The organism is Cupriavidus sp. P-10, from assembly GCF_003402535.2.
Lineage (GTDB): Bacteria > Pseudomonadota > Gammaproteobacteria > Burkholderiales > Burkholderiaceae > Cupriavidus.
Map to the genome: position 1 here is coordinate 1,382,988 of NZ_AP025171.1, position 22,836 is coordinate 1,405,823.

Sequence of the window (22,836 nt, forward strand, 5' to 3'; positions counted from 1 at the left end):
TATTCTCACGCTGTTGGCTCAAGGGTGGACATCGCGGATTGTCCGGTCCGTACTCAGCCAGGAGCCGGTATATGCTGAATTGATTTCATCGGAACGATGCGCACCGTTGGCGGTAGTGCCGTGGAGGCGAGTGGTCAAACTGCTCAATACAAGGGCGACAACGCTAGATACTGGCGATCTCAGAACCGCTACGCATCATCGCCCGCAGGTTCCCCGGAGTTCGCAGTAGCGCACGACGTCCCGTAACGCCCCGCGAACGAGGGTTGGACGCCACGTGACGGGCTCCCTGTTGTCCCTTCCTGCGGCCTTATGTGCATCGCGTTGCCTGGCCGTTTGTGGCAGCCCTAACCGCAGCGAGCAGCCCTGTCGCGGGACTGGTCAAGGGGCGAAGATCTCGGGGGAGCTGGTCGGCGGCTTTTGCCATCGACGCCTGCGCAAGCGCAACCGTGCACTCGGACGCCTGCCGCACAGCCAGTGCCGCTTTCGCAATCAATGTCAGATACCCGTCAATGTTGCCCGCCTTGAAATAGTCCCATGCCCCTGCCACCAACTCAACACTAACGTCCGCACCGGCGCGTGCAGCGGCGTCATTAAAGACTTGGCGCGTAGCCTTGATGCTCGTCTGGACAGCGCACAGAGCGACCACTTTTCCACCCAGGCGGGTGGCTTCGCGGGCGAGAGCAGCATCGACGCGTAGAACAGGGACAGACGCGGCTTCATCTGCGACATCGGCTGCCGGCCCCAACGTCGAGCAAGTGAGCAGTACAGCATCAACATTGCGGGAAAGCGACACCAACGCTTCCACTGTGTCGCGCTGGATTGCATGAGTTAGGCCGCCTTCATTTTCTGCGGCGACGAGGAGATCCGCGCGCACGAAATGTTGTAACGACAGCTCACGGACATCCAGCCGGGATGCCGCGGAATTGAACACATCCACGTTACTGGCGGCTGTGTGTAGGCAAGCAATACGCAAAGTGTTCTCCGATTCGTGACCCGCAGTGTTTGGGCAGCATCCTCCGAACCTTCCGATGGCTTTGCGTGGGTCAAAGATCGACACCATTCAGCATCCGGATGGTGCCCGCGTGAACGGCATCCGACTTGGACCTCAGTTCGAACGGCCTGTCGTTCTAGCATCAATTCTGGAACCCCCGATGCTAAACAACGATACGAAGATCGTCCACTGCAACCGTTTTGGAAACACCTGCCGGTAGCGTGACCGAAACGGGCCTGCGACATTGCACGACGAACGGCAAAGCCAGGCGTCATCGCATTCACTTTCACGTTTCCTCGCGTTGTCGCAAGTATAGGCCGTCTCGTCATTCACTATGTTGACTACCGCGCCCGAGAATGAGGTCGGCAGCCTTCTCCGCAATCATCATCGTCGGAATCTGCGTATTACCGGACGGCATTGTTGGCATGATGGACGCGTCGGCTACCCGTAAGCCTTCCATACCGATCACCCGCAGGTTTGGGTCAACTACAGAATCGGCACGGTCTACCGGCCCCATCCTGCATGTGCCCATGAGGTGCCACGCCGTGCCGCCGCGCTGTCGCGCAAAATCCAAGAGTTCGGCGTCCGACCGTGCCGTCTCCGGCGGGAACTCGTCTCCCGCACGGTACCGCTGGAGCGCAGCACCGTGAAGAATCTTACGGGTGAGCCGAAGGCCGTCGATTGTTGCCCGCTGGTCATTTTCGTGCGTCATGTAGTTCGGCTGGATGACCGGGTCGTCAGATGGGTCTCTGGAGCGGAGACGGATGGCGCCGGTACTTTGGGGGCGCATTACATAGAACCCCAAGGTCATTCTAGGAAACTCATCAAGCAAGCCCGCCACCCCTTCCTTGTAGCTGCCGGGACTGAAGTGAAATTGCAAGTCCGCGCGTTGCAGAGTCGGATTCGACTTCCAGAAAGCGTAGGCCACCGAGGGGCTGATGGAGAGAATGCTGGGCTGTCTGAGCGCCCAGCGCGCGACCTGTCCTATCAGAGACAAACCGCGTGCTGTCTCATTCAGCGTTTGTGTATTCTTGACCCTGCAAACCGATCGTATCATGTGATGATCGCGCAGATTTCTGCCAACGCCGCCCAGCGCATGTCTAACTTGGATACCAAGTGGTGTTAGATCCTCAGGATTGCCGATGCCAGACAGCATCATCAGCTTCGGCGTGTTTGCAGCGCCAGCGCAAAGGATGACCTCGCGACGAGCCTTCACGTAGCGAACCATCGCACTGTGACCGTGGGCATACGCAATGCCTACTGCACGATTCCCCTCAATTAAGATGTTGGTCGCTTGCGCTTCCGTGCGGACGTCCAGGTTCCTACGGCCGAGCACCGGACGCAGAAAGGCATAGGCTGCACTGTAACGGCGTCCCCGGTAGATCCAACGCTGGTAGTAGCCAGCGCCTTCCTGGGTCTCGCCGTTGTAGTCAGGATTGCGAGGAACACCGACTGAGTGAGCGCTCTCAATGAATGCATCACAAAGAGGATGTCGCCAGTCGCAATCGGTTATGGGGAGCGGGCCATCGCTACCACGATAGCGCGGGTCAAAATTTCCAATACGCCGCTCGCTTCGCTTGAAGTACGAGAGTACGTCGGTGTATCCCCATCCCCGATTTCCGAGAGATGCCCACTCATCGTAGTCCTGTGCCTGCCCACGCGTGCAATTGAATCCATTGATTGCGCTGGAGCCCCCCAGTGTTTTGCCCTGCGTGGTGGGAATGCGCCTTCCCGCGGTACCTTGGGCAGGCTCGGTCTTGAATTGCCACGTGTAACGCGAATCGTACGCCAGCTTGATAAAACCCGCCGGAATGTGGATGAACGGGTTCCGGTCGGGGGGGCCTGCTTCAAGCAAGCAGACCGACACGCTTTTGTCAGCGGACAGGCGGTTCGCAAGGACACAGCCGGCAGCGCCGGCACCGACGATTACATAGTCGAACTCATCCGCGCTTGCAGAAGGGGCAGTCATGGTCGATATATTCTTTGATGTGCTTGCCGGGCCGGAACCGGATTTCGACGCCGGCCCGGTGGCGTAGTGCTATGCGTGGTACTGGACGATAGTCTTGGGACTGCTCATCTCTTCCAGCGCAAGCAAGCCCTTTTCGCGACCATGTCCGCTCCCCTTCACGCCGCCGAAGGGAAGTTCGACTCCGCCTCCTGCGCCGTAGCAATTGACGAACACCTGGCCGGCCCGGATGGCTTTTGCAACGCGGACTTGCCGAGCACCGTTCTCGGTCCATACTGCTGCGACGAGGCCATAGGGCGTTCCGTTGGCGAGCGCGATGGCTTCCGCTTCATCACTGAAGCGTTGCACCGACAGGACCGGACCGAATACCTCTTCGTTCGCCAACGCATTGTCTGCAGCAACAGGGCCAAACAGAACAGGCGTCACGTAATAGCCGCCTTCAGGCAGATTCGCATCCAGGCGTCCCTCCGCCAGCACCGGGATGCCGTCGCGCTTCGCACGTTCGATATAGCCTTTGACACGTTCAAGCTGCGAAAGATTGATCAAAGGCCCGCAATCCCGGTCGTTTGCAGGAAGGCCCACGCGGATGCCGCCGAACGCGTCGGCGACTTTCGCCACGAACTTCTCATAGATGCCATCCTGCAGCAGCAACCGGCTGCCTGCGGCGCAAGTTTGTCCGGCGTTCTGTGCAATCGCCTTGATGATGATGGGAAGGGCACGGTCGAGGTCGGCGTCATCGAAGACTACCTGCGGGGATTTTCCGCCTAGTTCCAGCGCCACCTTCACGTGGTTGCGGGCAGCCGCAGCCTGGACCAGGGTGCCAACTTCGTTGGAGCCCGTAAACGTCACGAAAGCAATCCCGGGGTGAGCGGCCAGCGCGGCCCCGGCTTCCTCGCCAAGTCCCGTGACGACGTTCATCGCTCCTGCGGGGAGGCCGGCCTCCGCCGCCAGGGCGGCAATCCGTAGGGGAGTCAGGCAGGCATCCTCGGATGGTTTCAGTACCGCGGCATTCCCCATGGCCAGGGCCGGCGCAACTGAGCGACCCACCATCTGGGCCGGGTAGTTCCACGGAATAATATGGGCCGTGACGCCAAGCGGCTCACGTGACATCAAGGCCTGATATCCATGAAGGAATGGGATCACTTCGCCGTGAACCTTGTCCGCAGCGCCACCATAGAACTCAAAGTATCTCGCGAGAACCTGGATATCGTTCCTAGCCGTTGAAATCGGCTTGCCGGTGTCGCGCGATTCGAGTTGAGCCAGCTCGTCGATGTTCGCGAGAACCAATTCCCCAATGCGGGACAGAATGCGCCCGCGTTCGGTGGCCGTCATGCGACTCCAGTCCCCCTGCAGTGCGCCCTGGGCTGCGATCACTGCACGATCTACATCGACGCCCGCTCCACGGGCGATCGTGGCAAAGACTTCGCCCGTGGCGGGATCAATCACATCCAGGCTCTGGCCAGATTCTGCAGGAGTCCAATTGCCGTTGATGAATAGCTGGTTCATGTTCGTTCTCTCGGGGTAATTAAAGGATGCAATGGAGATATCTAGGCTGCATCCGGGGCAACCTCTAGGAATGGCTTACCGGATGCCAAGCCCATATCGATGAATTTCGTCTCCGGCGTCAGCGGGGCACGGCCGAGAATCATGTCGGAAGCCTTCTCGGCAATCATCATTGTGGCTGCGCACGTGTTCGCCGATGGCATCTGCGGCATGACGGAGGCATCAACAATGCGCAGATTCCGCAGGCCGTGAACGCGCAGTTCGCTGTCGACCACCGCAAGTCGCTCACCGGCGAGTCCCATTTTCGCGGTCCCGTTGACGTGATAGGAAGACACGCCAAAGCGTCTGGCGAAATCCAGAAGCTCGTCATCGCGTTGGACATGCTTACCGGGGAGTGTCTCGGTATTGACGTACTGGGAGAGTTCCGGCGTCTCAAGGAGTCGTCGAGCGATTTTCATGCCGCCGACGAGGGTGGCGCGATCGCGTTCATCTGCCAAGTAATTCGGCTGGACGTGCGGAAGGTCCCGGAAATTGCGCGAAACAATGCGGACGCTTCCTTTGCTGTACGGGCGATGCTGCCATACGCCACATGTCATGCCGGGGAAGGTATCCAGCATCCCAACGTAGCCTTCGCGATAGCTCGCAGGCGAAAAGACACCTTGCAGGTCGGGACGGGACTGACCTGACCGCGAACTCCAGAACCAGTGCACAAGCGAAGGGCTCAATGATAGGATATTTGGTCGGTCGAACAGCCAGTTCGCAATCTGGCCCCAGAGCCGTGGCGCGCGTGCAAGCTCGTTCATTGTCACAATATTTCGTGCCGAGGCCACGAGGCGAACGGAGTAGTGGTCTGTCAGATTCTCACCCACGCCTGGAAGGTCGTGGACAACTTGCACGCCCATAGACCTGAGAAAATCGGCGGGGCCAACGCCGGAGAGTTGCAACAGTTTTGGTGTGTTGATGGCACCCGAGCAGATGATGACTTCACGACGTGCCGATACCTCCTGCTCGCCGGAGCCGGCACCCCGTACATATCGCACGCCCACCGCTTGTTTCCCATCGAAAAGCACCTTTGTGGCGCGCGCCGTTGTGAGAATCGACAAGTTGTGGCGCTTGCGGGCCGGGGCCAAGTAGGTTCGCGCGGTGCTCATGCGCCAACGACCGCGAATCGTGCGCTGGTAGTAGCCAACACCTGCCTGCGTTTCGCCGTTGTAGTCGGGGTTCAGCGGCATCCCCAGACCCTGCGCACCAGCGATGAACTGTTCGCATATCGGATGCTTCCACGCAATGTCTGAGACAGGGACTACGCCGTCTGCACTACGGAACGTCGGATCTGCCGCGCCGAGCCGACGTTCATTGCGCTTGAAATACGGCAGCACTTCCGCATAGCTCCAGCCTTCGTTCCCCGATGCTGCCCATTCTTCAAAATCCTGCCGCTGGCCGCGGTTGTAGACAAGGCCATTGATGGAAGTCGAGCCGCCAAGGGTGCGGCCCTGCGGGAGTGGTACGCGGCGGCCGTTTGTCCAGTCCGTCGGCTCGGAACTGAATTGCCAGGTGTATGAAGGATTAAACAATACCTTGATGAAGCCGGCGGGTATATGCAGAAATGGATGCCAGTCTTTGCCCCCAGCTTCGAGCAGACACACTGAGTGCTTGCCATCCTCGCTCAGGCGATTCGCCAGAATCGACCCGGCAGCGCCGGCACCAACAATGACGTAGTCGAAAGTAATCCGGTCCATGGTCTTAATGTTTTCCAAGATAGGCGGCGCGAACCTGCGGGTCACGGCTGAGCTCGGCCCCTGAGCCTTCCAACGTGATATGACCCGTCTCAAGAACGTAGGCCCGGTCAGCCACCTTCAATGCCTGGTTGGCCATTTGCTCAACCAACAAGATGGTCATGCCGGCCACTTTCAAGGCAGCGATGACCTCGAAGATCTCCTTGACGATGAGCGGCGCCAAACCTAACGAAGGCTCATCGAGGAGCAAGAGCTTTGGCTTGGCCATTAAGGCGCGAGCAATGGCCAGCATTTGCTGTTCGCCACCCGACAAGGTCCCCGCCATTTGGAACTGGCGCTCGTGCAGACGAGGAAAGGTCAGGAATTGCTGTTGCACATCCGCTTCAATGGCGCGAGTACCGTCCCGTCGATGGAATGCGCCCAACAGCAGGTTGTCGCGCACGGTCTGGTCTGCAAAGACATGTCGTCCTTCGGGAGACTGTGCGATGCCCAATGCAACGCGCCGATGCCCTGGCATGCTGCCAATGTCCTCGCCCCCGAAACGGATCTGGCCCGAAGTTACTGGCTCAAGACCCGAGAGCGACTTCATCAGCGTGCTCTTGCCTGCGCCATTGCCGCCAATGAGCGTGACAATCTCGCCGTGATGAACCTTTAGGGAGATGCCTTTCAACGCTTGGATCGCGCCGTAGCGAACATGAAGCTCGCTAACCTCCAGAAGAGCCTTATGCATGCTTTACCCCCGTGGCACATGAGATGGAATGCACACCACCAGTACCGTGAGCATCGGTGGAGACCTGAACCTTGGTTTCTTCGGCGTTACTCGCCGCTTCGGAGTCCGCAGCTTCCTCCACGCCAAGATACGCGGCAATCACGGAAGGGTTGTTCTGCACGGCAGCGGGCGTGCCCTCGGCTATCTTCACGCCGTGGTCCAAAACAATCACGTGGTCGGAGATGGCCATCACGAGATCCATATGATGCTCGATGAGGAGCACCGTGATTCCGAGGTCTCGGATCTTGCGAATGACGTCAATCAGTTCGTGCGTTTCCTGAGGATTCAAGCCGGCAGCGGGTTCGTCCAGAAGCAGTAGATGCGGGTGTGTGGCAAGGGCACGAGCCAGTTCGACGCGTCGCTGCAGCCCGTATGCGAGCCGCCCTGCCTTCTCGTGGGCCACACAAGCCAAGTCCAGTGTCTGGAGTATCTCCATTGCCTCTGCGGTGGCGGCGATTTCATCCTGACGTGCGGCTGAAAGACCTAGCAACGCATCAGCCATGCTGCTGCCCAAACGGGTGTGCAAGCCGACCTTCACATTGTCGAGCACGGACATGTCGGTAAACAGCTTGAGGTTCTGGAACGTGCGTCCAAGCCCCAGCCTGCAGATGCGATTGACGGGCGAATCGGCGATATCGGTTCCGCGCAGGGTCACGGTGCCGCGGTCTGGGCGCACGACACCAGAAAGGATATTGAGAAGCGTCGTTTTGCCTGCGCCGTTAGGGCCGATAAGCGAATGGACGTGTCCAGTTGTCAGCGTGACGTGGACATTGTTTGTGGGAACCACGCCGCCGTAAGCCTTGTAGACATCGCGAGCGTGAAGAAGCGGTTGACCTGGTGTCGTTGACGCACGATTCTCACCGATCGACGGACGCCAGCCGGCCGAGCCCGCCTTGGCTACAGCCTCTACATCCTCGGCAGGGAGGAGTCGCGAAGCGATGGCTCGGATGGCGCCCGCTAATCCGTCCTTCATTGCGTAGAGCGAAAAAAGCAGAAGAAAGCCGTAGATGAAATGCTGTACGACCGGCCACCGCGCCAGGAACGCATCCAAAAGCGTGAGCACGATGGCACCAAGAACCGGACCATAGATCGAGCTTCCTCCAAAGAGAACAATGAGCAGGAAGAATACGGACAGGCCGAACGTGATGAAGTCGGAGCTGATGAACTGGTTCTGTTGTGTCGTAAGCGCGCCTGCGAGACCACACGTCACAGCACTAATGACGAAGGCCAGTACCTTGAATCGGTATACGCTTATTCCCACGCTTTCCGCGGCAATCTCTGCTGTACTGACGGCGCTAAAGGCGCGTCCGAATTTCCCGCGCAGCAGCGATCGAAGCATGAGGTGGACGCATAGCGCGAGCGCACCGGTGAACCATACCCACTCCCGTGGCCCGAAATCGTTGCCTTGAATGGACAGGGATGGGACACCGTAGATCCCTTGCTGGCCAGCGAATACATCCTGCCACTCGGACACTACTTTCTCGACGACAACGCCGAATCCGATGGTAACCATCGCGAGGGCGGGTCCCTTGACCCGCAGCGATGGCAGTGCGATCACAATGCCGAAGACGCCGGCCAGTCCAGTGCTGACGGCCAAGGCTATCCAAGGGTTCCAGCCAGCCCGTGTGGTCAGCAGCGCGACGGCATATGCGCCTACCGCGAAGAGTCCGGCATGTCCCAGTGATTTCTGGCCGGTACGGCCGACGAGCACGTTTAACCCTGCAGCCGCGATGTAGTTAACCCCAACGAGAAACAGAATCTTGAGATAGAACGCGTTGTCAGTAAGAAGCGGAATCGTGGAAATTGCTAAGGCGGTGAAGGCAACCCCCACCAGATGTGTGCGATTGTTAAGAAGCATCAGACTTTCTCCACCAGGCGCTGGCCGAGCAGTCCCTGAGGACGCAGAACCAGTACGAGTATGATCAGGAGGAACACGCTGATTTCGCGCAGCTCCGCTTGCCACAGCCCCACCATGGCCTCAATCAATCCGATGATAAAACCGCCAAGCATGCAGCCGCGTGGATTGTCCAGGCCACCCAGAATGGCCGCCGAGAACGCTTTGAGCGCGAGTGTTAGGCCCATGAATACAGATGCGGTAGTGATGGGTGCAACGAGCAGGCCGGCCAGGCCGGCAAGTCCGGAGCTCACCACGAATGCCATGATGACGACGGCCGTCACATTAATGCCCATCAGCGTTGCGGCGTTGCGGCTTTGCGCCACCGCCCGCAGTGCTTTGCCGATGCGTGTGCGTCGCATCAAGACGTCGAGCCCTAGCAGGATGGCTATGCTGAAGACCAGCACGAATACTTCATGTGGAAGGACCCCTGCGCCTCCCAAACGGATGACGTCGCTTCCCAGAGGGGAGGGCACAACGGTGGCGGAGGGACCCCAAACTGCAAGGGCCGTGTTCTGGATGATGATGCCAAATCCCAGCGTGCTCATCACCCAAGCAAGGCCGCCTGCACCTAGGAACGGACGGACGGCGGTGTAATAGAGCGCGATACCCAGAAGACCTACGATAGCCAAGGTCGCCAGCATCGCCGTGATGTAGAGCGACGACGTCACCTCTGTTGGCGAGAGCATGTCGACGGCGCTTTTTCCATTCAATAGTAGTAACGTCGAAACGCCGACGAAGGCACCGGCAACTAGGAATTCCCCTTGCCCAAAGTTGAATGTCTTTGTGGTGTTATGGGTGATATTGAAACCCACTGCCACCAATGCATAGACGCCGCCAAGCGTCAGGCCGCTGAAGATGGCCTGCAGAATTGCAATCATGTCTTGCTCCGTGTAGCCGAAGGCGGTGTGTTGCAAGCCGCCCACGGGTGTGCGGTTGATTAGCGCTTCAAGTCCGCGGTGGTAATCGACTTGGAGACCGTGTCCTCATAACGAACTACCGTCTTGCCATCTTTCCATCGCGCCAGGTAGAAGTCGGCCACGCTCAAACCTTCATGATTGGTTTTGCTGAACGGCTTGTCGTAGGTCTTGATGATGCCTTGGACGCCACTAACCTGCTCCAAGGCAGCCGCAACCTTCTGGCCATCGGTGGAGCCCGCGGCTTTCATGGCTGCCGCAATCAGCATGACCGAGTCATAGGTCTGGGCGGCGCAAGGAAAGGTAGTGAGTGTGGGAAAGTTTTTCCGGACGCGATCAGCCAAGGCCTTAGCTCGCGGACTGCTGTCTTCGGTCGTGGATGCAGCCAGAATCATTTGCTCGGAAAGCTTGGTCCCGGTCATGCGCGGGAAGAGGGAGCTCAAGCTGCCCCAAGTTCCCAGGGTAATGGGTGCATAGTTGATTTTCTCCATGCTGCGCACGACTTGTGCTGAGCCGTCGGCGATGGCGTAGACGATGACTGTATCGGCGCCTGTGTCCTTGATCTTGTTCAGTTGAGAGGTAATGTCGGTATCTTTCGGACCAAACTTCTCGATCGTGACCGGCTTGATGCCATGCAACCCAAGCACCTCAGTCGTATCCTTGATGCCGCCTTGCCCGTAGCCCGTTGTATCGCCCAGAATCGCAATCTTCTTGTTCTTCGAGGCCTTCGCTGCGTAGGCCACCAACAGCGAAACTTGTTCGCGGTCGACCATGGAGACCCGGAAAAGGTAGTTCTGTGCCTCCTTGGCATAGCGAGTCGTAATTTCGCTACCCGTGGCGATTGGCACGATCACAGGAATCTTTCGCTGTTGTGGGATGTGCAACCAAGCCAGCGCATTGCCAGAGTTCGCCGGGCCGACAACGGCTTGCACCTTCTCGTTGTCGATGAGTTCGGTCATGTTCTGAATTGATTTCGGCGGCGCGCCCAAGTCGTCCCGAATGACGCCCACTACCTTGCGGCCCAGGATGCCGCCATTCTTGTTAAGGTCCTCTATCGCTGCTTCGAAGGCCCAACGACCGGATGCGCCGAGCTCGGCAACACCACTGGCGGATTGGTCGGCGTTGTACCCGATGCGAATCTCCTGGGCCAGTACACCGGTTGCGCCGAGCGCGAGGAGTGATAGCGCGACGGCCGCTTTGCGCAAGGCCTTGCTTGCATTAGTCATTGGGGTCTCCTTGGGGTGGGTGGGCTGCGGGAGCGCGTGGGATGCACGGCTCCGCCTGCCCCCAGCGCGATGCGCTGTGCATGGGAAATGGCTTGGATTTGGGAGCCGACGCTGCGGCGATCGCAGCGCCTCGGGCGCGGGCGGGCTAGGTGGAACGGTGAAGCGTTGGCATCTGTGTCTCCGTTTATGCGTGGCGCCAGTGCGGGGCCGCCATCGTTTCTGCTTATGTGAGTCGACTATAGAAGTCTTTTGAGATACAGTCCAATATATGAAACGGATCCTGTAATACTTTCCACAGATGGAACTTCGACACCTACGTTACTTTGTCGCTGTCGCTCACGAACTGCATTTCACACGAGCGGCTGAGCGGCTCGGGATTGGCCAGCCGCCCTTGAGTCAGCAGATTCAGCAGTTGGAAGCCGAGATTGGGGCGCCACTGTTCGTGAGAAATCGGCGAGGCGTCGCGCTCACCGAAGTCGGCAAGGCATTCCTTGCGCAATCCGAGTTGTTGCTGGAGGGGGCACGACATGCCATTGAGTCGGCGCGTAGTATCGCCAAGGGGGAGATCGGTTCTTTGAGGGTGGGATTCACGGTGTCGGCAAGTTTTCACCCATTTGTTCCACGATTGATTCGACACTATCGCGAAAGATATCCTGGCGTGAGTGTTCGCTTGAGTGAGCACCATACCAATGAGCTTGTCGAGAGCACCGAGAAGGGCGCGCTAGATCTGGCTTTCATTCGCGCTCCGGCGGACTGTCCGGCTGGCGTGACGATCGAACCCATCCAATCGGAGAAGATGCTTGTCGTTTTGCCGGTACAGCACCCGTTGAGTCGTCGCAAGTCGTTGCGACTCGCGGATCTGGCCGACGACACGTTCATCCTGTATCCCAGAAGCGCCGGCCATGCAGTTTACGATGCAGTGGTGCAAGCATGTGAAGCGGTGGGGTTCAGTCCGACGCTGGGGCAGGAAGCGCCTCAGTTGACTTCGATCGTCACCTTGGTCGCCGCAGGGATGGGCGTGTCGGTGCTTCCCTCGACGATGGCCCAGCTCCGCGCGGAGGGCGTTACCTATGTACCGATTGCAGGACCAGCGCCTGAATCATTGCTCGCAGCCGCCTTCCGCACGCAAAATCCGACCCCGGCTCTCGGATACATGTTGACTCTTATGCGGCAGGACCTGGCAACACAGAAGTAGGCGGGAAAGTCGAACGTCGTTACGTGGCAAGATACCGATGAGCGATCACTGTCGATCACACAGGCAGCGACGGGTTTTAGGAGGAGTTATGGTGGCGCTGCGTGAGCAGCACCCGGCGTTAGTCCGTACCGCGCCACAACAAGCTCCCGACCGATGCGGGCCGTCGCGCAATCCTGTGCGCAAAAAAATGAGCGCCGAATGGACGCTCACAAAGGAGGATCGGCAGAGCCGACAGACAACATCAGGTCGAAGGCTCGTTGCGATCAGCCTCCGAACAGCTTCGCGGGTTCGGTCACGATTTGCGGGAACAGCACCATGAGAAACATCACAGCGAACTGCACAAGCATGAACGGCATTACTCCACGGGTGACCTGGTCCATTCTCATCCGACCGACGCCCGCGACTGCATTGAGCACCGTGCCGACGGGCGGTGTTACCAGCCCGATGGAGTTGTTGATGATGAAGAGCACACCAAAGTAGACGGGATCAATGCCGGCCTGCTTGACCAGTGGCATCAGGACGGGAGTGAGAATCAGGATAGTCGGCGTCATGTCCATTGCTGTTCCCACGACCATGGCAAGAATCATGATGGCGATCATCAGCAAAATGGGACGATCGAGGAAGGGTGTCAGCAACTCGACGACTTGGTCGGGCAGTTGCGCCACTGTGATGAGCCAGGAGGAGACCATTGCGGCAGCGACGAGAAACATGACAACGGCTGTCGTTTTCGCGGATGCCAGGAACACCGCATAAAGTTGATGCCATTTGAGCTCGCGATAGACTACACACGCGACCACCAGAGCGATAACGGCAGCGACGACTGCGGCCTCTGTGGGCGTAAATACGCCGAAGCGCAGCCCTACCAGGATAACAACGGGAAGCGTTAGCGCCCAGCCTGCCTCCTTTAGGGCGGTTAGAACTTCTCCGCGATTGCGCTTTGGTGGTGGTTCCAGCTTCTCATTCCGGATAAGCCACCACCACGTTGCCCATAGGCCCAAGGCCAGCCAGATGCCAGGAAAAATCCCCGCGAGAAATAGCTTCGAAATGGAGACGTTGGCAGCAACGCCGAAGATGACGAAGCCGATAGAGGGGGGGATGATCGGGCCGATGACACCGCACGCTGCGATCAGTCCCCCGCTTCGTGCCTTGTCATGTCCTGCTTTTACCATCATGGGCAAGAGGAGGGCAGTCAACGCCGCCGCGTCCGCCACCGCAGAGCCGGAGAGCGCGGAGAGGACGCATGCCGCGACGATCGTTACGTAGCCGAGTCCTCCACGGATATGGCCGACGAGTGCCATAGCGAAGTTCACGATCCGTTTGGACAGACCGCCGGTATTCATGATTTCCCCGGCCAGCATGAAGAATGGAACGGCGAGGAGCGGAAAGCTGTTGGCACCTTCAATGATGTTTTGCGCAAGAATCTGGGAATCGAAGGTGCCGAGGTGCCACATCAAAGCGACGCCGCACAATAACAGAGCGAAAGCAATAGGAACACCCAACAGCATGGTGCCCAAGAGCGAGGACAAAAAGACTGCGATGGTCATGATCGGTTCCTCACGCTGGTTACTTCAACGGTACTGGTAAATCAATTGGCTCTTCTTCCGATTCTCGGATGCCTATCAATTCCGTTTCAGAAAGATCGCCCTTGAGTAGACGCCAGAGATTGTCAATAAGAATGACTGCTATGGACGTGGCGCAGACGACGCCACTGGCATAGAAGATGCCCATCGACACTCCCAAGGTTGGACTTGTGGCACCGAGATTGACCTTCACTTGCTGAAGAGAACCCTGGAGCAAAAGCCAGCAGCAATAGAGCATGAGCGCATGCCCAAGAACGAGACATATCTTTTGACCGGTCTTACCGAGACGCGATACAAGCATGTCCGTTCCAAGATGGGCACCGTCTCGCATGGCCGCCACGGCGCCTAAGAATGTGACCCAAACGAATAGCCAGCGGGAGAGCTCGTCTGAGACGGTTATCCCGGAATTAAAGATGTATCGTAAGACGACATTTCCGAATACCAGTATCACCATGATCGCGAGCGCGATGACCATGAGCACATGGAGGACTTTGCAGTAACCATCAATGATATTTCTCAGCATTGCGTACCTCATAGCTTTAGCGGAAGACGGGAAGGCCTTAGTATGACGATTCGCACAGGAGCGCGTCGTGTCTGCGTTCAGCGCGTCGTCAAGCGGACCTTTTCCAACTCGACGGTGATCTGCTTGTAGGTATCTTCACCAAGCAATTTGGAATGCTTGTCATAGACGGGCTTCAAAGCCGTACGGATGCGCGCGCGTTCCGCGTCGGTAAGATCGTTGTATTGCATACCCTTCGCCTTGAGACTTGTCAGCAGCTTGGGATCCTGTTCTCGATTAAAACGGCGCTCGTAGTCGCGTGCCTGGTAGCAGGATTCCTGAAGCATTTTCCGCTCGTCAGAATTCAAACCGTCCCAGAATCTTTTTCCCACAAGTACCACTGCGGCGCCGTAGATGTGGCGTGTCTCGCTCACATACTTCTGTACTTCAAAGAACCTGCTGGTATAAATGCTGTTGTAGGGTGTTTCTTGTCCGTCAATCGCACGCGATTCGAGCGCGGTATAGACTTCAGTGAACGCCAGTGGTGTTGCGTTGGCACCAAGCGTATTGAACACATCAATGAACACAGGGTTCTGGATGGTGCGAATCTTGAGTCCTTTGAAATCTTCGAGCTTACTGATCGAACGCCGGCTGTTCGTCACGTTTCGGAAGCCATTCTCCCAGTAGCACAGCCCAACAAGCCCGCTGCCCTGCAGCTTCTCCAGTGTGCGCGTTCCGACGGGTCCGTCCAGAACTGCGTCTGCCTCCTTGTAATCGTTGAAGAGGTAAGGCAGGTCGAACAGGCCAAAATCCTTGATGGTAGTGGCGGCGGCTGCAGTTGAAACGATGGCCATCTCGATCACGCCCCCTTTAGCCGCGGAAATCGACTGTACTTCTGCGCCCAATTGGCCGTCAGCGTAACCACGAACCTTCATCTTGCCTCCTGTTTTGGAAGCAACAAGCTCGGTGAACTTCGCAACGCCGGCCCCATATGGATGGTCTTTGGGCACGACATAGCTAACCTTTACGTTTCGGTCCGCGAAGTCCGCCGCCACGGCACGCGTTGAAAGAAAGGCAAGTGGCAAAATGCACGTCGCGAGCAAGGCAAAGCGGGTGTTCATGATCGTCTCCTGTTTATGCATTTGTGCGGGTGTACGGCGAGGTCACACTTGGGAATTGAACAGTGCTTCGCGCGTATAGCGAGGGGAGGCAATCGATGCGCCTTCCGCCTCGATCAACCGGCGCGCTTCATCCACCAGCATGGCGTTCGTCTGGGGGGCGAACAATGGGCTGTCCTCGATGCCGACGCGCACATGGCCGCCGTGCCGAGCGACATAGGGCATCAGATGCCGAATATCGACGCCAAGGCCGGCGACCATCCACTGCGCGCCTGGCGCTTCTTCCTGCAGCAACTGGAGGTAGGCCGCTAACGCGTACTCTCGGGGCGGGAATCCGAACGTAAGTTGGTCTGAGAACATGAACCGGTACATCGGTGCAGGCACCTCTGGCATCGAGCGACAAAACGCAGCGGCCAGACGCAGATAGCCGGGCTCGTAAATCGCAAAGCCGGGATGGAGTTGATATCGCGCGGCCAGCTCCAGTCCATGACGGATTGCGGATGGGGTGTTGATGTCGACGAGGCCCTTCGCGCGAGTCTCAACGTCTCGGTAGCTGACAAGGTTCGTGGAGCCGGGATCGACGATGAGCCAATCCGAGATTCCTTTGCTGGCCATTGCGCCCAGATGCGCATATCGTTTTGGGCCCGAGTCATCCGCGATCGACTCTGCGTTGCTCATGTATCGGATTGCGGGATAGACAATGACATCAGTCTTTGCACGAATTCGGTCGATGATTTCGGTCACCAGGCCGAGATCCGTCGTTTGCTCGCCTGTCGTCACATCGTATGCATGGAAGTGGACGACGGATGCGCCTGCATTTGCGCACGCGACGGCTTCATTGACGATTTCGTCAGGGGAAAGCGGCATTTGGGGCTGCAACCGGCGCGTCCAGGGTCCATTCAACGCAACCTCTATGCAGACAGTGTGGTGTTTCATTGCTTCCTCTGGAAAAGCATGACCGAAGAAATCCGCACCGGAGCGGCGCCGGGCCAAGCCGGCTTCCCCCGGTCATGTGGTTAAGTTCGTGACAACCGGCGAAGCGACGTTATTTCAGATAACCGAGCTGGAATTGGGGGGCATCGGGAGTCTCCGGGGTCACCGTCCGTTGTCGGCACCCTCGTGTTCGATTGATGGTGTAATGGTATGATGAGTACTCCAGAAAGCCAAGAGAATGACGTTTGGCGTAAACCCGGAGAGCGGTTGAGATGTGGACGACGTTTGCCGCACTAAGTGCTGCTTAAGGAACAGGAAATGGGCATTGCGCGCGCACGCAAGCGGGGCAGTCGTCGATCGACCGAAGGGGCGTGAGGGGAGAAGGGGCGGAGTTCTGAGCGCCCCGATAGGGCAGCTCAAGAGGAGAAGTCCTGGACCCAGGGCCAGGACTTCTCAGTTGACAGCTATTACGCCGTCAAGAAACTGCATTCCAGAGGCGTCAAGGTGCCGTCGAGTTGATAAACGAGCGGCACCCCGTTCGGAATATTGAGCGCAACAATATCCTCGTCGGAAATGCCATCTAGATGTTTTACCAAGGCCCGAATACTGTTGCCGTGTGCGACGATGAGGATGTTTTTTCCATTACGCAGGGCTGGCGCAATCTCGGATTCCCAGTAAGGAAGCACCCGCGCCATCGTGTCCTTCAAACATTCAGTGGAGGGGATGAGCGCCTTGTCCAATGCGGCATACTGCGGATCAGCTTTCGCGTGCCGCGGATCCCCGAGTTCAAGGGCGGGCGGTCGCACATCATAGCTGCGTCGCCATTGCAGTACCTGCGCATCCCCGAACTGGGACGCCATCTCTGCCTTGTTCAGACCTTGCAGGGCGCCATAGTGTCTCTCATTGAGGCGCCAATCGTTCTTGACGGGCACCCACATGCGATCCATTTCGTCCTGGATGTGCCAGAGGGTTCGGACGGCTCTCTTGAGAACCGATGTATAGGCAACATCGAATGCGAAGCCCGTTTGCTTCAGAAGCCGACCGGCTTGTCGGGCTTCTTCGATGCCATTGGCGGTGAGATCGACATCGGCCCAGCCTGTGAATCGGTTCTCCAGATTCCAGGCAGATTCGCCATGGCGAACGAGTACAAGTTTTGGCATAAAAGCACTCCAGAAAGGAAAGAATTGGCGGTGTAGCCGACCGCCAGTCGGTGTCGTTGTTGCAGGTCACACCGAATTTAGGATCGCCAGAAACTCCGCAGCACTCAACGAGGCACCACCGACGAGCCCGCCATCGATATCCGGTGCGGTGAACAATTCGGCCGCATTGTTACTCGTCACGCTTCCTCCATAGATAATGGGTACTAAGCTGCGGATCGATTCGGCTTTGGTGACCAGCCGTTGCCTCAGGTATGCGTGGACTTCCTGTGCCTGTTCGACGGATGCGGCCCGGCCACTGCCTATTGCCCAGAGGGGTTCATACGCAACTACGATTTGATTGATCGATTCGGTCGCGAGCCGATTCAGCACGACGTCGACTTGTTGTCCAATTACCTCCATCGTCCGGCCGGCATCACGTTGTTCCTGCGATTCGCCGACACAGATGATGGGACGGATTCCCGCCTCTAAGCATCTCGCGGCTTTTTCGGCGACTACTTCATCGGTTTCGCCATGCCGTGTACGACGCTCGGAGTGACCGACAATTGCAAACCGGCAATCGAAGTCTTTGAGCATCGATGCGGAGACTTCGCCCGTAAAAGCGCCTTGCTTGGCCATCGACACATCCTGTGCGCCAACTAGCAATTCACTATTGGCGAGGATAGTGCGCGCGCGATCGAGGTACACCGAGGGGACACAGACGGCGGCGGAGCATCGGACATGTTGTCCGGCCAACTCCGACAGCAGCGTGTTGACGATGTCGGCGCTCCCATTCATTTTCCAGTTACCTACAACAAGACACTTTTTCATTGCCTACCTTGCGTGATTTCGCGGAGTGATAAGCACAGCTAGCTTTTCAACTGTGTGCTGAAAGATGCCAATATCGACGCGATGTGGTTTCTTGGGAGCGCAATCACCACTTGTAGATTGCGAACGATAAAGCGGAAGGGGGCTGTCGATTGCTGCCCGTGACCGCGCGGTCTACCTATCCGATAGCAGACCTATCATACCAATGCAATCACGTCGCGGGCTAGCGCTGTCGGGGAAGGGTAAACCCGGGAGCCGCGGTCCTCCCGTGATGTTTTCGACACCTTCGGCAGATGGGCTCGGAAGCCGTTCCCAGTGGGGTATGCTTCCTCTTTCGATTCGTACCAACCCATTGGCAAGATCGTGCGGATAGACCCGACCACCCTGACCATCTTCCTGACCGTTGTTGAGGAACAAAGCTTGGCTCGTGCCGCAGAGCGGCATTTCATGGCTGCTTCGGCCGTCAGCAAACGGATCAGTGACCTCGAGGACGCGCTATCAGCCCGCCTTCTGGACCGACACAGCGGTGGCGTCCGTCCGACCGCCGCAGGCCTTGAACTCGTCGAATATGCGAAAGGTATCGTGGACTTACTTCAGCGTCTGCGCGCGGACATGAGTCAATACAGCGAGGGGACCAAGGGAGACGTTCGGGTCTATGCAAACAGTACTTCCATCGTTGGCTTCCTGGATCAGGATCTTCCGGCATTCCTTAGGCGCTATCCTCAGGTAGAAGTGCGCCTGGAGGAGTGGAGCAGTCCGTATATCGTGAGGTCGCTCAAGGACGGTTTGGCCGATGTTGGCCTGTTCTGGGCTGAGACTCCCCACGCCGGCCTGGACACCGCACCGTATCGGTCGGCGCGTCTAGTAATCGTTGTGCCGGAACGGCACGCCCTTGCTGGCAAAACCGGCGTGCATTTCGCGGACACGCTGGACTTTGACCATGTTGCCTTCCATGAGGGCAGCATGATTCATAGATTGTCGGTTCAGGCTGCGGAAGCTCTTCAACGAACCATCCAGACGCGGCTTCAAGTCACGAGCTTTGATGCCATGAGGACTATGGTCTCGGCCGGGGTGGGCGTGGGCATCATGACGGACTTTACCGTTGCTGCGAAGCACAATCGGGGTGGGTTATGTATTGTTCCACTGCTGGATGATTGGGCCGGGATGGACGTGATCCTTGGGTATCGAGACTATGCTGCGCTGCCGCGGGCAGCGCAGCAATTTGTTGATCACCTGTCAACTGGGCGCTTGCCGACTGGCTGAGCCATCAAAATTTGGAACGGCCGCCATCGAAATCCAATTATTTACGGTCTGCGGAGGTTTTCCGACACTAGCCACTCACGCAACAAGATGGCTGGTGCCTCATGACTCTCCCTTTGGACGGAATTACTGTAGTAGCGCTCGAGCAGGCAATCGCTGCTCCCATGGCAACTCGTCACCTGGCAGATTGGGGCGCGCGGGTCATCAAGGTGGAGCGTCCCGACGTCGGCGACTTCGCGCGCGGTTATGACAAGGTTATGCAAGGCATGTCCAGCCAGTTTGTCTGGACCAACCGCACAAAGGAAAGCGTTGCGCTGGATTTCAAGACCGAGGCGGGTCGATGCGCACTCGACGCCCTGTTGGAAAAGGCCGACGTCTTCCTGCAGAACCTAGCACCTGGCGCGGCCAAGAAACTTGGCCTGGACGCCAAGAGCCTAGTGGCCCGGCATCCTTCCCTGATTGCCTGTGACATTTCCGGCTACGGTTCGACAGGGCCGTACCGCTCGAAGAAGGCATACGACCTGCTGGTCCAGTGCGAGACCGGCTTCTTGTCCATCAACGGGACGCAGGAATCGCAAGCCAAGTGTGGTCTGTCGATCGTCGATATCGCCACTGGCATGTACGCGCTGAACGGCATCCTGATGGCGCTCTACCGCCGCGAGCGTACCGGCGCAGGTACCGCTTTCGAAGTCTCGCTGTTCGACAGCATGGCCGAATGGATGAGCTACCCCGCCTACTACACGCGAGACAGCGGTGCACCCCTTGCGCGCGCCGGCGCACGCCATGCCACCATCGCGCCGTATGGCCCCTTCAAGGCTGGAGACGGCAAGGCCGTGTTCTTTGGGATCCAGAATGAGCGCGAGTGGCAAGGCTTCTGTGCCCGCGTTCTGGAAGACACCGCCATCGCCGTCGATTCCCGCTTCAATACGAATCCGAATCGCCTGGCCAACCACGCCGAGCTGGAGGCGGTGATTACGGAGCGTTTTGCGAAGTGGTCGAGCGAAGAGGTCGCCGAGCGACTCGAAGCAGCATCCATTGCGAACGCGCGCCTGAACGATGTCGCCGAATTTCTGCAGCATCCGCAACTGCACGAACGCGACCGGATCCGGACGGTGGATAGCCCGGTTGGACCACTTCAGGTCTTCAAGCCGCCTCTCATCATTGATGGCATCGAACCAGTTCTCGGACCGGTGCCAGCGGTGGGTGAGCACACCGACCGGGTCCTCGTGGAACTCGGTTTGAGCGAGACTGCGCAGGAATCGGAGTCGGCAGAAAGGAGCGCCAAATGAAAATCACGCGAACCTATCTCGCCGTGCCTGCTCATCAGGACAAGCTGGTGACGTCTGCAGCACGCTCTGACGCCGACGCCGTCTTTCTGGACCTCGAAGATGCCGTGCCGGAGGCGATGAAAGCCACCGCACTCGGCGCGGCCGTACGGGCCATCAACGGACTGGACTGGGGCAGCAAGGTTGTCGTGGTGCGTGTGAACGGTGCGGGCGTTCGACAGCGACAGGAAATCGACACCCTCGTGAGGTTTGCGTCCCGGCTCAATGGCGTGCTGCTTCCGAAGGTCGAATCTATCGAGGAAATTCACGCCGTCCAGCAGCAGGTCGACGGTACCGACGTCGCCATCGAGGCGATGATCGAGACGGCCAAAGGCCTGGTGTGCTGCGAGCGAATCGCGGCTGCAGGGGGTAGCCTGGAAGCGCTGCATTTTGGCGTCGGCGATTTCGGTGCTTCCATTGGTGCCAAGGGTGTGGAAATCGGGCTGTCCCATCCGCAGTACACCATGAGGTCACGCGCTGGAGCCGGCTATGCGGATACCGCCCTCGACATGTGGGCCTATCCGATGATGCGCATCCTCGTCGCGGCTCGCGCGTTCGGGCTGCGAGCCATCGACGGTCCCTGCGGTGCGTTCCGCGACGCGGCGCTCAGTGAATCCAGTGCGCTGAAGGCCGCCGCCATGGGTTATGACGGCAAGCAAGTCATCCATCCTTTGCAGATGGCCTTTACCAATCGCGCCTTCACGCCCACGGACGCAGAGTACATAGCCGCCCAGCGAGTCGTTGCCGCGCTAGCGGAAGCGGAGCGCGAAGGGCGGGGCGCTGTCCAGCTCGACGGGAAGCTGGTGGACTACGCAAATATCCGGATGGCGAAGAAGGTCGTGGAAGTTCGCGACCGCGCCGTCGCCTGAGCATCTTGGATTCCTGCTTTTAGCCGGTCACGTTAGAGGCCCGGCAATACCCTTGGAGACACACAATGAATCATCCCATCCGCATGGCGCTTGCCTGCGTTCTCTTCGGTGCTTCGCTTGCGCACGGCGCCACGACCGACAACTATCCCTCGAAGCCCGTGACCATCGTGGTACCGCAGGCACCCGGTGGTACGAACGACATTGTCGGCCGGATTATCGGCGCAGCACTTTCCCAGTCCACAGGTCAGCAATTCATCGTCGATAACAGACCGGGTGCCGGGGGCAACATCGGCAGCCAGTATGCCGCCCGCAGCAATCCGGACGGCTACACGGTACTGTTGACCATCAGTAGTACTCAGGCGATCAATCCCGCGCTCTACAAGAAAATTCCGTTCGATCCGGTGAAGGACTTTGAGCCCGTCGCGCTCGTGGCCAGTGTGCCGAACGTACTGGTGGCCAATCCGGCATTCCCCGCCAATAACATGAAGGAACTCATCGCCCTGGCGAAAAGTAAGCCGAACGAGTACCGGTTCGGTTCTGCCGGCAATGGTTCGCTGAATCACCTGCTGGGTGAAATGCTGAACAACATGGCAGGCATCTCACTTGAGCATGTGCCGTACAAGGGCGTAGGACCAGCGCTGAACGACCTGCTCGGCAACCAGATTCCGCTGGCCTTTGCCAGCCTGCCTTCGGTACTGTCCCATGTCAAGGCCGGCAAGTTGAAGGCGCTTGGCGTGAGTTCGGCCAAACGTTCCAGCGCAGCGCCAGACATCCCAGCCATCGCCGAGACGATTCCTAACTACAACGGCGACCTCTGGGTAGCGCTCTACGCGGTTCACGGCACGCCCAAAGACGTTCTGGCGAAACTGACGAATGCGGTGGACAAGGTCCTTAATGATAAGGCCGTGCAGGAGAAGTTGAAGGCCCAAGGTGCAGATCTGCCGCGCGCCACGCCTCAGCAACTCTCCGGCATGCTGAAGACGGACATGGATAAGTGGGCCAAGATTGTCAAGACATCCGGTGCGACAGTCGACTGATATGCCGATTCACTCGGGAAAGTAGGGCATCGCTCGACCCTTTCCCTTTGGGAA

The 22,836-nt window shown here is 58.3% G+C and carries 19 protein-coding genes; 5 read left to right on the top strand and 14 right to left on the bottom strand.

Annotation, left to right across the window (positions count from 1 at the left end; all coding sequences use genetic code 11):
- Nucleotides 1-307: 307 nt before the first annotated feature.
- From CTP10_RS23360 to CTP10_RS23395, 8 genes are all read right to left on the bottom strand, one after another.
- On the bottom strand, nucleotides 308-937 hold the full coding sequence (locus tag CTP10_RS23360; RefSeq protein WP_233528250.1) for an aspartate/glutamate racemase family protein: 630 nt from the start codon (nucleotides 935-937) through the stop codon (nucleotides 308-310).
- A 379-nt stretch (nucleotides 938-1,316) separates the two neighbouring features.
- On the bottom strand, nucleotides 1,317-2,960 hold the full coding sequence (locus CTP10_RS23365) for a GMC family oxidoreductase (protein WP_116321639.1): 1,644 nt from the start codon (nucleotides 2,958-2,960) through the stop codon (nucleotides 1,317-1,319).
- Nucleotides 2,961-3,029: 69 nt separating this feature from the next.
- Nucleotides 3,030-4,463, bottom strand: a complete 1,434-nt coding sequence (locus tag CTP10_RS23370; RefSeq protein WP_116321640.1) for an aldehyde dehydrogenase family protein — start codon at nucleotides 4,461-4,463, stop codon at nucleotides 3,030-3,032.
- A 41-nt stretch (nucleotides 4,464-4,504) separates the two neighbouring features.
- The gene (locus tag CTP10_RS23375) at nucleotides 4,505-6,199 is read right to left on the bottom strand and encodes a GMC family oxidoreductase (RefSeq protein ID WP_116321641.1); all 1,695 of its coding nucleotides are present in this window, start codon (nucleotides 6,197-6,199) and stop codon (nucleotides 4,505-4,507) included.
- A gap of 4 nt (nucleotides 6,200-6,203) precedes the next feature.
- Nucleotides 6,204-6,926: an ABC transporter ATP-binding protein gene (locus tag CTP10_RS23380; protein WP_116321642.1), complete on the bottom strand. Its 723-nt coding sequence runs from the start codon at nucleotides 6,924-6,926 to the stop codon at nucleotides 6,204-6,206.
- Nucleotides 6,919-8,823 (bottom strand): branched-chain amino acid ABC transporter ATP-binding protein/permease, encoded by a 1,905-nt coding sequence (locus tag CTP10_RS23385; protein ID WP_116321643.1) that lies wholly within the window; start codon nucleotides 8,821-8,823, stop codon nucleotides 6,919-6,921. The genes CTP10_RS23380 and CTP10_RS23385 overlap by 8 nt, the downstream gene beginning before the upstream one ends.
- On the bottom strand, nucleotides 8,823-9,740 hold the full coding sequence (locus CTP10_RS23390) for a branched-chain amino acid ABC transporter permease (RefSeq protein WP_116321644.1): 918 nt from the start codon (nucleotides 9,738-9,740) through the stop codon (nucleotides 8,823-8,825). The genes CTP10_RS23385 and CTP10_RS23390 overlap by 1 nt, the downstream gene beginning before the upstream one ends.
- 59 nt (nucleotides 9,741-9,799) lie before the next feature.
- A complete protein-coding gene (locus CTP10_RS23395; RefSeq protein ID WP_116321645.1) occupies nucleotides 9,800-11,002 on the bottom strand; it encodes an ABC transporter substrate-binding protein in 1,203 nt (400 codons plus the stop codon).
- Nucleotides 11,003-11,300: 298 nt separating this feature from the next.
- On the opposite strand from CTP10_RS23395, the gene CTP10_RS23400 reads away from it, so the two are divergent.
- Entirely contained in the window at nucleotides 11,301-12,197 is an 897-nt protein-coding gene (locus CTP10_RS23400; RefSeq protein ID WP_116321646.1) for a LysR substrate-binding domain-containing protein, read from the top strand.
- Between the two features lie 263 nt (nucleotides 12,198-12,460).
- Here the strand turns inward: CTP10_RS23400 and CTP10_RS23405 are convergent, their stop codons facing one another.
- The 6 genes from CTP10_RS23405 to tpiA form a co-directional block, all read right to left on the bottom strand.
- Nucleotides 12,461-13,741, bottom strand: coding sequence for a TRAP transporter large permease (locus CTP10_RS23405; RefSeq protein WP_116321647.1), 1,281 nt, complete (start codon nucleotides 13,739-13,741; stop codon nucleotides 12,461-12,463).
- Nucleotides 13,742-13,760: 19 nt separating this feature from the next.
- The gene (locus tag CTP10_RS23410) at nucleotides 13,761-14,300 is read right to left on the bottom strand and encodes a TRAP transporter small permease (RefSeq protein ID WP_199414650.1); all 540 of its coding nucleotides are present in this window, start codon (nucleotides 14,298-14,300) and stop codon (nucleotides 13,761-13,763) included.
- Nucleotides 14,301-14,377: 77 nt separating this feature from the next.
- The gene (locus tag CTP10_RS23415) at nucleotides 14,378-15,397 is read right to left on the bottom strand and encodes a TRAP transporter substrate-binding protein (RefSeq protein WP_158577695.1); all 1,020 of its coding nucleotides are present in this window, start codon (nucleotides 15,395-15,397) and stop codon (nucleotides 14,378-14,380) included.
- A gap of 42 nt (nucleotides 15,398-15,439) precedes the next feature.
- Nucleotides 15,440-16,261 carry a 3-keto-5-aminohexanoate cleavage protein gene (locus CTP10_RS23420; protein ID WP_233528251.1) on the bottom strand — a complete coding sequence of 274 codons (822 nt, stop codon included), beginning with the start codon at nucleotides 16,259-16,261 and terminating at the stop codon, nucleotides 15,440-15,442.
- A gap of 533 nt (nucleotides 16,262-16,794) precedes the next feature.
- Nucleotides 16,795-17,487, bottom strand: a complete 693-nt coding sequence (gene gpmA, locus CTP10_RS23425) for a 2,3-diphosphoglycerate-dependent phosphoglycerate mutase (protein WP_116321650.1) — start codon at nucleotides 17,485-17,487, stop codon at nucleotides 16,795-16,797.
- 66 nt (nucleotides 17,488-17,553) lie between these two features.
- Entirely contained in the window at nucleotides 17,554-18,294 is a 741-nt protein-coding gene (gene tpiA, locus CTP10_RS23430) for a triose-phosphate isomerase (protein WP_116321651.1), read from the bottom strand.
- A gap of 312 nt (nucleotides 18,295-18,606) precedes the next feature.
- On the opposite strand from tpiA, the gene CTP10_RS23435 reads away from it, so the two are divergent.
- From CTP10_RS23435 to CTP10_RS23450, 4 genes are all read left to right on the top strand, one after another.
- On the top strand, nucleotides 18,607-19,554 hold the full coding sequence (locus CTP10_RS23435) for a LysR family transcriptional regulator (RefSeq protein ID WP_116321652.1): 948 nt from the start codon (nucleotides 18,607-18,609) through the stop codon (nucleotides 19,552-19,554).
- A 101-nt stretch (nucleotides 19,555-19,655) separates the two neighbouring features.
- Nucleotides 19,656-20,840, top strand: a complete 1,185-nt coding sequence (locus tag CTP10_RS23440) for a CaiB/BaiF CoA transferase family protein (protein ID WP_116321653.1) — start codon at nucleotides 19,656-19,658, stop codon at nucleotides 20,838-20,840.
- On the top strand, nucleotides 20,837-21,745 hold the full coding sequence (locus tag CTP10_RS23445; RefSeq protein ID WP_116321654.1) for an HpcH/HpaI aldolase/citrate lyase family protein: 909 nt from the start codon (nucleotides 20,837-20,839) through the stop codon (nucleotides 21,743-21,745). The genes CTP10_RS23440 and CTP10_RS23445 overlap by 4 nt, the downstream gene beginning before the upstream one ends.
- A 65-nt stretch (nucleotides 21,746-21,810) precedes the next feature.
- Complete coding sequence (locus CTP10_RS23450) at nucleotides 21,811-22,782, top strand: Bug family tripartite tricarboxylate transporter substrate binding protein (protein WP_116321655.1); 972 nt, start codon at nucleotides 21,811-21,813, stop codon at nucleotides 22,780-22,782.
- Nucleotides 22,783-22,836: the final 54 nt, after the last annotated feature.

What these genes read in the sequence shown, in the direction of transcription:
- CTP10_RS23365 (WP_116321639.1), bottom strand. Translation starts at nt 2,960, where the DNA reads ATGACTGCCCCTTCTGCAAGCGCGGATGAGTTCGACTATGTAATCGTC.
- CTP10_RS23370 (WP_116321640.1), bottom strand. Translation starts at nt 4,463, where the DNA reads ATGAACCAGCTATTCATCAACGGCAATTGGACTCCTGCAGAATCTGGC.
- CTP10_RS23375 (WP_116321641.1), bottom strand. Translation starts at nt 6,199, where the DNA reads ATGGACCGGATTACTTTCGACTACGTCATTGTTGGTGCCGGCGCTGCC.
- CTP10_RS23380 (WP_116321642.1), bottom strand. Translation starts at nt 6,926, where the DNA reads ATGCATAAGGCTCTTCTGGAGGTTAGCGAGCTTCATGTTCGCTACGGC.
- CTP10_RS23385 (WP_116321643.1), bottom strand. Translation starts at nt 8,823, where the DNA reads ATGCTTCTTAACAATCGCACACATCTGGTGGGGGTTGCCTTCACCGCC.
- CTP10_RS23390 (WP_116321644.1), bottom strand. Translation starts at nt 9,740, where the DNA reads ATGATTGCAATTCTGCAGGCCATCTTCAGCGGCCTGACGCTTGGCGGC.
- CTP10_RS23395 (WP_116321645.1), bottom strand. Translation starts at nt 11,002, where the DNA reads ATGACTAATGCAAGCAAGGCCTTGCGCAAAGCGGCCGTCGCGCTATCA.
- CTP10_RS23400 (WP_116321646.1), top strand. Translation starts at nt 11,301, where the DNA reads ATGGAACTTCGACACCTACGTTACTTTGTCGCTGTCGCTCACGAACTG.
- CTP10_RS23405 (WP_116321647.1), bottom strand. Translation starts at nt 13,741, where the DNA reads ATGACCATCGCAGTCTTTTTGTCCTCGCTCTTGGGCACCATGCTGTTG.
- CTP10_RS23410 (WP_199414650.1), bottom strand. Translation starts at nt 14,300, where the DNA reads ATGCTGAGAAATATCATTGATGGTTACTGCAAAGTCCTCCATGTGCTC.
- CTP10_RS23415 (WP_158577695.1), bottom strand. Translation starts at nt 15,397, where the DNA reads ATGAACACCCGCTTTGCCTTGCTCGCGACGTGCATTTTGCCACTTGCC.
- CTP10_RS23420 (WP_233528251.1), bottom strand. Translation starts at nt 16,261, where the DNA reads ATGCCGCTTTCCCCTGACGAAATCGTCAATGAAGCCGTCGCGTGCGCA.
- gpmA (WP_116321650.1), bottom strand. Translation starts at nt 17,487, where the DNA reads ATGCCAAAACTTGTACTCGTTCGCCATGGCGAATCTGCCTGGAATCTG.
- tpiA (WP_116321651.1), bottom strand. Translation starts at nt 18,294, where the DNA reads ATGAAAAAGTGTCTTGTTGTAGGTAACTGGAAAATGAATGGGAGCGCC.
- CTP10_RS23440 (WP_116321653.1), top strand. Translation starts at nt 19,656, where the DNA reads ATGACTCTCCCTTTGGACGGAATTACTGTAGTAGCGCTCGAGCAGGCA.
- CTP10_RS23445 (WP_116321654.1), top strand. Translation starts at nt 20,837, where the DNA reads ATGAAAATCACGCGAACCTATCTCGCCGTGCCTGCTCATCAGGACAAG.
- CTP10_RS23450 (WP_116321655.1), top strand. Translation starts at nt 21,811, where the DNA reads ATGAATCATCCCATCCGCATGGCGCTTGCCTGCGTTCTCTTCGGTGCT.